Here is a 9,474-nt window from a genome sequence, read left to right as displayed (position 1 = left end):
TCCATGACCTCGGTCAGGGTGAGCCGCAGGACGAGCGCGGACCGGCCTTCCTGCGCGCCCCAAAAACACCAGGAGGCAGATCATGCGCTCGTTGCGTAACCAGAACCAGATGGACCAGGCCGAACACGCCCTGCGCGCCGCCAACATCGAGGACGACGTCGAGTGGACGGCGGCACTCAAGCAGTACCGCAGCGCCGTACGGCAGAGCTACATGGCAGCCGCAGTGACCGAGATCGAGAACCTGAACGGCGCGCTCACCCGGACCAAGCGTCAGGTGGACGTCCTCGCCGAGGTGAGAGACCAGCTCCGCGAGGACCTGGAGTTCTACCAAGAGAAGCTGGCAGAGCGAGTGGTCGAGATCAGAGCGGGTCGAGCAGCCGCGCAGGAAGTGCTGATGTGGACCAGCTGCGACGTTCAGGTGGCCAGCGCCGCCCATCACATCCTGGAGCAACTTCCCGACCCGGATCTCGAAGACGACGCGGAGCAGGTCGACGAACGGCATGCCGAGTGCGGCGGCCTCCACTACAGCCGCAAGGGCGTAACCGACTGCGACGACAAACCCATGTGACGGGCACCGGCCTTCCAGCGGCCTGACGGCAGGTACCGCTCCCGGAACATGCCGGGAGCGGTACGAAGCTCCTCGTCCGCAGGAAGGTCGGGGCCGGGCGCATTGCCAAATACCACGTGTCGTGAGCGTCATCCGCGGCACGAGCGAGTCACCGCTCCCTCAGTGAACCGACCCGCCGGGTTGCGGCCACACGGCCACCAGCCCGGTCCCTCATAGAGAAGTGAAATCCCACGTGGACGACCAGACCGCACGGCCGGGGGCCAGCCAGCCGGCTATACAGACCAGCAGCGACCCGGACGGCGCGGGCGTCGAGCACCCCGACCGGTACGAGCGACTTCTACGCGTCCTGATCCGTGAGCGGATCCACGCCCAGATCGAGGCCCGTTACGCGCAATGGAACATGGACCCCGAGGAGGAGCAGCGCCTGCTCGCGCAGGCTGCCGCGATCCGCACCGTGGCTCGGCTCGTCCTCGTCGGCGAGATCCGCCTCGTCCGTCCGCACTACCTGCAGCCGACAGTGCACGGCTCCGCTATCGGGGCCATCCGCGACCTCACCAACGAGCTGACGCGCGAGATGAACTGCATAAACGTACAGCCCTACTACCCGACGACCACTCGGCCAGACGGGAACGCGCCCGCCGCCGAGCGCCTGATCCAACGCACGGCAGCCTCGTTCGCCAGTCTCGAAGCGTTCACCACACGCCACGACATCAGGGAACGGCAGAGATCCATGGTCGAAGGCCGCGCGCACCGCCTCTACCGGGTGCTATTCCATCTGGCGGTCGACCAGTTGCAATGCGACGCCCTCACCGAGCCCGGCCCCACCCGCCACGCGCCGATGCTGCCGAACGCGACCCAGCTGCGGACTCGGTGGGTGAAAGCGGCCCGCGCCGCCGTGATCGAGAAGGCCAAGGCCGAGAGAAGGCGCAGAACAGAAGACAATGATCGAGCGCGAAGGCCGGGAGCACGAGCACCAGAAACAGCGCGACGCCACGGCCGCGCGGACCGGCCCGTTGGAGATGGCGCTGCACAACCTCACCGCGCTCGACCGGATGACCCGGCCGATCCGCGAAACGGAGGCGGCCGGTGACGACAAGCGCGCCGCCGACCTTCACATGCAGGCGACCTTGATCAGCACCGGCCGCGCTACCGCGGTCCTCGATGACGCCGCCCGATACGCGCACGCGTCGATGCTCAGGACGTCCGCGCGATCCGCAAGATGATCCCGCACCTTCCCGTACTGCAAGGCGGCCTGTCTACGCTCGCGCCCGTCCCCGCCGGAGCGGCGACGGCCTAGAACGTGCCGCGGACTGCTCCACCGGCACCGACCGGGATGGCCGGCCGCTCAACTGACGCGCCAGTGCCCCTCAGCGGGGCGAAACTCCAGGAGACGGCGGCGGCCCCGGGCAGCAGTTCAGTTTCCGCGGCCGCTGGCCGTAGCCCCAAGAGATGGCCGTCGCCAAAACGCAACTCGGCGATGGTCGGTGACGCGGTCCTCACAGCCGCCGCAGTCGGTGCCGGGCGGGCGCCGCGGCGGATCGTCGTCAGCACTAGGAGAGCAGCACCCCGGCGGGCGGGCGGCAAAAAAGCCTCTTGCCGCCCGCCCGCCGGCGCGCTGAGCCATGGCGTGCTGACGACGAACCACCCCTCGAACACGGAGGTACCGATGCCTGCCCAGACCGTGACACCCCCGGCACCGCGGCACCGCTCCCGTGCAACGCAGGTGGCGTGCCATACCTGCAACCGCCACGCCACCTGGAAACTCTGGATCCGCCGTACCCTCACCGCCCCGGACGGCTCCACGGCGACCATCCGTCAGTACAGCATGTACGCCTGCCGGGGCTGCTCGTGCAATGCACGGGCCGGGATGAATTCACGGCGCCGCAGCAGCGACGGATTCGTCCTGGCCACCACGCTGCTGGAACTGATTCCGCTCAGGCCACAGCACTGACCTGCACCGGTGAGCCGGCCTGGCCCAGGAACCCCAGCCCGGGCGGGGCGGCTCGCCGGTGCTTTGGCACTCGCAAGAATCTCACCATCCTCGCTTCGCGCAGGGACTGCCCGTTAACCGCAGCGTCCACCGCTCAGCCGACCATGCTCGCCGTTCCCGCCTACGGTTCGGCCACGAGCGAACCTGACAACCGGCCCGAGATCCTCGAGTTCGCCGACCGCGGGCCGCGCTGCTGGCGAAGATCGAGACCACGGTCGGGCCGGACAACGTCCGAGACGTGATGTGCCGGGCGCTCGACCGTGCAGCGCCTAGCTGACTCCGCGGTCTCGCCCGCAGTAGCCACAGCACTGAAACACCATGCACAAGACCGTCGGGGGTCCCGCGCCGCATGGGAGGACGCCTGACCCGGCGTCACTCGCGGCACCCGCCCCGTCAGGGGCGTGGGTCCGCTGGACGGCCTAACTCAGCGCACCGGGCGGGCGGCGTCAACCCTTCCCCTTCGGGGCCCCTGGGGTTGACGCCGCCCGCCCGGCGCGCTCCGGCATACCGCCGTCCAGCGGACCCACGCCACATGGAGGTTCTTTGATCACGACGTCCGTTGACCTCATCAGTGCACTCTCGGCCTGGGGGAAAGCCAGCGACTCCCCCGCCTCCCCGAACCCTGCCGACTGCGTTGGAGTGCTTACCTTCGCCACCAGCGCGCCTTGTCCGCCAGCCGAGCACATGGCCTTCCGGTTTCCGCTCGCCGCCGCCGCCGCTACCCGACTGGCCGAGTTGGTAGTGCGAGACACCTCCCGCAAGCATGCCGAACGCTTGGCCGCCACCCTGCGGGACACCATCAGCCTCGCCCACGAACATCTGCCCGACCCCTACGGTGACCAGGCTCCCGATGCCGAACACCCGCCGATGATCGTCATCTACGACACTGGCGGCCGCGACGCTCCAGACGGCACCGGCACCTCGATCTGGGCGCACAGGCTGACCGGGCCCGTCGCAGCCACGTTGACCACGACACTGCGCACCCAACTAGGCGAACGGTTCCTGCTACCCGACGACCAATGCTGGTGCGACGAGTGCGACGGTGAAGCAGTCAGCGGGTTCTGTGCGTTGGCCTCGCTGCTGCACTGCCCGATCTTTGCCCGGCTTGGTCACCATGATCAGGCCCGCATCGGGATGTCGATCCTGCTTCGGCCCAACTGCGGTGAAGCTGCCCCGATGTGGCAGTTCAGCGACCGTATCGCGCAGTGGCTCACCCAACTGCTGAGCAGTAGCGGGATTGCCCTGCCACCTGAGTGAACAACGCCCAGGCAGTCGCCAAGCCCGTCTTCAGAGCACACCGAGTGAGCACTCCACCCACCACGGATCAATCCAGAAGGAGCAACAGGTGACCACCCCTCATAGTGAGCCGACCGACGGATGTTGGCGGCTGATCCGCGTGGCGCGAAACGGCACCGAGAGGCCGATCCCTCGCAATTTCCCCAGCGAACACGTCGCCAGGGCCAAGCTCGTGCGCCTCTTGGAAGGCTTGGCCGCCGACCATGCGGACTGGCCACCGACCCGCAGCAGCTACGAGAAGGCCGCGGCCGCCGCCGCCCGAGCAGGAAGGCCGTTCACACTCCCCGGCGGCATCACCTACACGATCCGGCAACAGAACCCATGAGCTCCGCGACCGAGAACGGCGGCACGGCCGTGCCGGATACCCTCCCCCCTTCATGACCCGAGGTATACATGGCCACCACGCGTCCGGCCGTCCGTCGCCCCGCCGAGGTCCGCTTCGACTGGTGCTCAGGCGCAGCCCAGGTATCGCTCCCTCTGCCCGCCGGGCCGGTTCCCGAGCCCGGCCCGCCCTCGGTGATCCCCGATCTCCGCCGCTACCGGTGGGCGGTGCATTTCAGCAGCGCAGGCAAAGACTCCCAATCCAGCCTCGCCGTCCTGGTCCAGCAGGCCGACGCGGTGGGTGTACTGGACCGCGTCGTCGTCGCGCACGCTGATCTCGGCGATGGCGCCGAATGGCCCGGCACTCCGGAGCTCGCCCGCGAGCTTCTCTGCACCAAGTTCCGGGTGATGGCATGAGTAGGTCATCCGTGGGGCGGTGGGGTGGGCATCCCGAGGTCGATTCGCCCGGGGCCAAGGCGGGCGAGTCGCATGCTTTGGGCGCGTTTGCCTCGCAGGAAGGTGAGGGTCAGTTCGAGCCCTTCGATCTCGCCTCGCCAGTTCTCGTCCTGGGCGCGGCGGAGGCGGGCGATGAGGTCTTCTTCGAGTTCGTCGAGGCGGGGCAGCATCTTGGGGTTGATGCTCAGCATCGGGCAGCGGATGCAGGCGTGTTCGTGCTGGCAGGGAGTTCCGTAGGGGCGGCCGCAGGAGCCGAGTTCGACCCGGCGTTTGTCGAAGTGCTCGTTGAAGTCGTTCCATTCGTCCTTGGTCGGCTCTCGGTACTCGTCTGGCGGCCGCTCGGCGCGGCGTCGGGCGAGGAACTGCTGGTACTGGCTGATGACGTCTTCGTTGAAGACCGCGACGTAGCCGCGTGTGGTGCGGATGTCGAGGTGTCCGAGGAGAGCGGCCCCGATGTGGATGGGCAGGCCGTTGTTGACGAGTTCTGTGGCGAACAGGCGCCGGAAGTCGTGTGGCGCGAATCGGATCTCGGCGAAGTCCGGATGCGTGGGGATCAGTTCGTCGCAGGCTCGGTGGATGTTCCTCCAGATCGTGTGACCGGACATGGCGCGGAAGGTTCCGCTGTAGAGGGTCTGGAACAGGTAGGGCAGTTCCTCGCTCCAGGTCTTCTCGTAGGGGTCGTAGCGGGCGCAGGTCGGGACCGTGCCGTGTTCTTCGCGGTGGCGGCGGATGATCTGGGCGATCACGTGGAAGAGTTCGGCGGACATGGGGATGACGCGCTCGCGGTCGCTTTTGGAAGGGGTGACGACCAGCAGGGCGATCACCTCGCCGTTCGGCCGCTGATACTGGCGGATGCTGAGGTGACTCAGCTCGCTGAGCTCCTCGACGCGCAGGCCCGCCAGGCGCAGCGTCTCGATGATGGCCCACTGCCAGAAGGCCAGGTTTTCGGCTCGGGAGAGCTTCACCACCTCGCCAGTGGTGCGGTTGATCGCGTGGATTGGCGGACGGTTGTGCCGCTGGTCCTTGGTCGAGGCCCGCGTCCAGGTCACGCCGTCAACGACGAAGTTCTCCCCGAGCGCGACCTGCTTGGCGGCGTCGAGGAGCTCACGCAGCCGATGCCATTGGTCATTGACGTGCTGAACGAGGATCGGCAGGAGCGGCTGGCGGTCTCGGGTCCGGTTGGCCATGCGCTCTTGCAGTCGGCGCCGCCGTTGGTTGGCCCAGCGAAGGTCTTGGTCCCGGACCGGGACCGGCGCGACCCATTTGGCCCAGCGCTCGGGCTCGGCGGCGGCCCAGGACTGAAGGTCCAGGTAGAGCGCCCGAACGGCCAGCATCGGGCCGTCAAGGTCCCGTCGAGGTTGTCCTTTCGGCGTGACAAGCAGGCGCTCCTTCCAGGTGGTGAAGGTGTCCTCGGAGAGCCGGAGGTCTGCCTGGTCCGGGTTGATCCGCTCGATCTCCTTCCAGAACGTCTTGACCAGCAGGTTCGTCATGGTCTGAAGGCTGGAGTAGTCGAGATCGGCCGAACGCTGCCGGAGGTAGGCGACGAGCAGGTCGCGGACCTCGTGGTTCTTGAGCCGATGCCGGTCGACGGATTCCTCGATCGAGAGCTGGCCGCGGGTAACGGCCGCGCGCAGGGTGCTCGGCGTCGAGGGCGCGAACTGGCCCATCTGGTGCAACACCGGCCAGGCCAGAGTGCCGGCCCAGGCAGCGCTCTTCCCGCCATCGACCAGGCCCTGCTTGCGTGACTCGTCGCTGTAGTGGAGGAACGCCTCGGCCGTCAGGTCTTTCAGGTCGATTCCAAAGACGGTCAAGGCGCAGCAGACATCGAACTTCGCCCGGGTTCGTCGGGCCGAGCTGACGGGCAGCCGGTCGGCCCGGTCGCAGAACTCCTCCAGCCATGGATCTTGGGCCACGCTCCGGAACCAGGGCGAGTAGCAGGTGAACTTGTGGACTCGGAAGCCCGGGAGGCTGGGCCGGATGATCCGCATCGCGAAAGCGTGGCCGAGGGCGGTGTTCAGCCGGCCACGGTAGTTGAGATCGTCACCGGCGAGATCGCCGACCTGTCGGTCGCCGCGGTCATAGCCGGAGGCTTCCCACCGCTCTTGCCAGGTGTCGCCGGAGAACTGGGCGAGGTGCCCGAAGAACTCCAGAACCCGGCGGCGCTTTGAGGTGGAGGTGCTTCTCCGATGGGCAGAAGTGTCTAGGTATGACCTCGGCGAGCGTTTCGATCGAGGCGGCGCTGTAGTCGCCAATGGATCGCGGTGGGCTGCTCGGAACCGATGGCGCAGCGGGGACCAGCGCCGTCGGTTCGAACCGGCCGAGCGAGGGATCGTCGCTGATCTCGTGACGTCGAGTGCGGCCAGTGGTCGGCCCCTGAAGACGGAGGCTGTCGCCCGGTTTACTGCCCGGCACCGAACACTGCCTGGATGTCGTCGGCGCCATAGCGCTCCGGCCAGGCCGAAGGCTGAACAGGCCTGGCGTAGTGCTCGGCAAGCTTGTCGATCAGGTCCTCCAGCCCCACCACGGTGTAGAGGGCGGTGGTCGTGATGTGCGCGTGCCGCAGGATCGTCTGAACCTCGACCAAGGTCATCTCCGGGTCGCGTGCCAGTCGAGTTGCGGCGGTGTGCCGCAGGTCGTGCAGGGTCCAGTTCGCGCCGAGGGCTTCGGTGGCGCGCTGAAGGATCCGGCGTGCGGCCCAATAGGTCAGCGGTCGGCTCTCGCCCCTCAGTGTTCGCCAGATCGGGGTACCCGCGTCGGGCAGGCCCGCAGCATCGAGATAGCCGGCCAGATAGGCGAGTGCCTCGGGCGAAAGAGGTACTGGTTGTCGCGCCCGGCTGCCTTTGGAGATCACCCAGACCTGGCCCTTCTGCCAGTCCACGTCCCCCAGGCGGATCCCCAGCAATTCCGATGCGCGGGCACCCGACGAGACATAGCAGGTCAGCAGGGCTCTGTCCCGGTCGCACCGCATCTGGGCGAACAACGCGTCCCACTGGCCGTCCGGTATCGCCCGCGGCTGACGCGCTGGGATCTTCGGGCGCAACCGAGCTCGCCGGTGTGGACGCCTCGCCTCGATCGGAGAGCGATGCGCCAGCGCTTGCCTACGGGCCTTGTTCTCCGGAACAGGGTTGACCACCGGACCACGCCCGAAGTGCAGGTGGAACGCGTAGAACCCGTGGACCACCGAGAGGTTGTGCGCGATGGTTCGCGGCGCGTACCCGGAGCTCAGGACCGGCTTCCCCGTGTTCGGGTTCACAGAGCCAGGCGGGAAGGTGCCCTCCTGGTGCCGCCGTCGCTGCGGATTCCGCGCGGTCCTCAACCACCCGACCAGAACCGATGTCTCCGTCTCCGTCGCCTGCTCCCAGCCGACATCAACGGCCCACAACAGCCGGAACCAGCGCAGAAGATCGTAGCCGTAGCTTCGGCAGGTCAGCGGGCTCACGTCACCGAGCAGCAGGTCCCTCAGGTACCGGCTGATCGGCTCGATCTCCCGGTCGGCGGCATCGACCACGACATACGGCAGCGACGGCGTCGAGCCGAGCAGCACCTCGCCGACCCGCGGCAGGTCCACCCGGCCGTCCATCAGGTCGCGATGGGCACCAGTGAACTCTCTTGTTCCAGACACAAGGACCGATGCTCCAAGCCGCAGACCCAGATGCGCCACCGAGGCAACCAGATAGTGCAGTCAACAGAGCACGCCGCCGCGTACGGGCTGCGGTTCGAGATCGTTCATCGGATCACCAAGGACGGCCGCCAGCAAAGCCTGCTGGAGCACATCGAGGAACGCGGGAAGTTCCCCTCGGCTCACGCGCGTTACTGCACTTCCGATATGAAAACCGCCCCTGGCGGGCGGTTGATTACCCGCCTAGCGGCCGAAGCCCGCGCCGAAGGGACCACTGGCCCGGTTCCCATCCTGTCGGTGCTGGGCAACCGCGCACAGGAATCCACCGACCGGGCGGCGATGCCGGTCTTCCATCATGACGGCGGCCGCACATGCCCCTGTCCGAGCTGCCAGAGCCTGCCGCAGCAGGAGCGGCCCAAAGGCCGCTCCAACACCCGCAAGCACATCGACCGCTGGCTCCCGATCCACCACTGGACCACGGCTCAGGTGTTTGACCGTTGCCGCCGTGAGCCGACACTTCTGCACCCGGCCTACACGCTCGGTTTCCCCCGCGCCTCGTGCATTTTCTGTGTGTTGGCGTCCAAGTCGGCGCTGGTGCGGGCCTGTCAGGTGATGCCGGAGCTCGCCGAACGCTACGCCGCATTGGAGGACCGGATCGACCACACCATCAAACACAGGTTCTCGATCAAAGAGGCGATCAAGCTGGCGGCGCAAGCGGACGGCCCCGTTCCCGTCAGCGGATGGAAATGGTGACCGCCATGTCCCCGGACCGACACGCCAGTCGTCGACCTCCACATCCTGTACCGGCTGAGGCGATTGAGCAGGGTGTCCGGCCGCGACCCGGCGCCGCTCTTGCTCGCCTGCCTGTCACGGAGGGGGCACCACAGGCGGACATCGAATCCCCTGCCAGCGGCCCGGCCCCGCTAGCAGTTTGACGTTCCACGCTCATCATCGGAGCGCTCGCTCCGTCACTTCGAACGCGGCGGTGCGGCGGGATCCTTCAGCCCAGGTGGAGGTCGAACGTTTGCTCGATGGCGGCACCAAAGACTGACAGGTCGAAGGGCGAGCTCAGGACCCCTCCCTGCGGATGAGGATCTGAACGAGGTGCCGGGAGGGGGCCGCTTCTGGACGGCGGGTCGAGAGGCATGCCCTCCCCCCGTTCCCGGCGAATCCGACACTGCCGCCGCCCGCCGGGTGCCGCAAACCCTCCGGCTTTCAGACCGT

General features: G+C 67.6%; 9 protein-coding genes. 7 read left to right on the top strand and 2 right to left on the bottom strand.

Annotated elements, in window-relative coordinates; all coding sequences use genetic code 11:
• Nucleotides 1–82 precede the first annotated feature (82 nt).
• The 5 genes from AB0C84_RS44440 to AB0C84_RS44420 all read left to right on the top strand — a co-directional run bounded on the left by AB0C84_RS44440 (nt 83) and on the right by AB0C84_RS44420 (nt 4,592).
• A complete protein-coding gene (locus AB0C84_RS44440; protein WP_361078560.1) occupies nt 83–568 on the top strand; it encodes a hypothetical protein in 486 nt (161 codons plus the stop codon).
• A gap of 232 nt (nt 569–800) precedes the next feature.
• Nucleotides 801–1,658, top strand: coding sequence for a hypothetical protein (locus AB0C84_RS44435; RefSeq protein ID WP_361078557.1), 858 nt, complete (start codon nt 801–803; stop codon nt 1,656–1,658).
• Between the two features lie 1,443 nt (nt 1,659–3,101).
• Nucleotides 3,102–3,815: a hypothetical protein gene (locus tag AB0C84_RS44430; protein ID WP_361078555.1), complete on the top strand. Its 714-nt coding sequence runs from the start codon at nt 3,102–3,104 to the stop codon at nt 3,813–3,815.
• An 88-nt stretch (nt 3,816–3,903) separates the two neighbouring features.
• Entirely contained in the window at nt 3,904–4,179 is a 276-nt protein-coding gene (locus tag AB0C84_RS44425; protein ID WP_361078552.1) for a hypothetical protein, read from the top strand.
• 68 nt (nt 4,180–4,247) lie between these two features.
• On the top strand, nt 4,248–4,592 hold the full coding sequence (locus tag AB0C84_RS44420; protein ID WP_361078549.1) for a hypothetical protein: 345 nt from the start codon (nt 4,248–4,250) through the stop codon (nt 4,590–4,592).
• A 5-nt stretch (nt 4,593–4,597) separates the two neighbouring features.
• Here AB0C84_RS44420 and AB0C84_RS44415 read toward each other — a convergent pair whose 3' ends face one another.
• Nucleotides 4,598–6,544 carry a site-specific integrase gene (locus AB0C84_RS44415; protein WP_361078546.1) on the bottom strand — a complete coding sequence of 649 codons (1,947 nt, stop codon included), beginning with the start codon at nt 6,542–6,544 and terminating at the stop codon, nt 4,598–4,600.
• A 33-nt stretch (nt 6,545–6,577) separates the two neighbouring features.
• Here AB0C84_RS44415 and AB0C84_RS44410 point away from each other — a divergent pair, with 33 nt between their 5' ends.
• On the top strand, nt 6,578–6,799 hold the full coding sequence (locus AB0C84_RS44410; RefSeq protein WP_361078544.1) for a hypothetical protein: 222 nt from the start codon (nt 6,578–6,580) through the stop codon (nt 6,797–6,799).
• Between the two features lie 230 nt (nt 6,800–7,029).
• On the opposite strand, the gene AB0C84_RS44405 is transcribed toward AB0C84_RS44410, so the two are convergent.
• A complete protein-coding gene (locus AB0C84_RS44405; RefSeq protein ID WP_361078541.1) occupies nt 7,030–8,211 on the bottom strand; it encodes a tyrosine-type recombinase/integrase in 1,182 nt (393 codons plus the stop codon).
• A gap of 9 nt (nt 8,212–8,220) precedes the next feature.
• Between AB0C84_RS44405 and AB0C84_RS44400 the strand changes: the two genes are divergently transcribed.
• Nucleotides 8,221–9,003: a phosphoadenosine phosphosulfate reductase family protein gene (locus AB0C84_RS44400; RefSeq protein WP_361078538.1), complete on the top strand. Its 783-nt coding sequence runs from the start codon at nt 8,221–8,223 to the stop codon at nt 9,001–9,003.
• Nucleotides 9,004–9,474 lie beyond the last annotated feature (471 nt).

This window comes from Actinomadura sp. NPDC048955 (genome assembly GCF_040649435.1).
GTDB classification, from domain to species: domain Bacteria; phylum Actinomycetota; class Actinomycetes; order Streptosporangiales; family Streptosporangiaceae; genus Spirillospora; species Spirillospora luteofluorescens.
The sequence above is the reverse complement of the archived record's forward strand: the minus strand, read 5'-3'. Positions and strand labels throughout refer to the sequence as shown.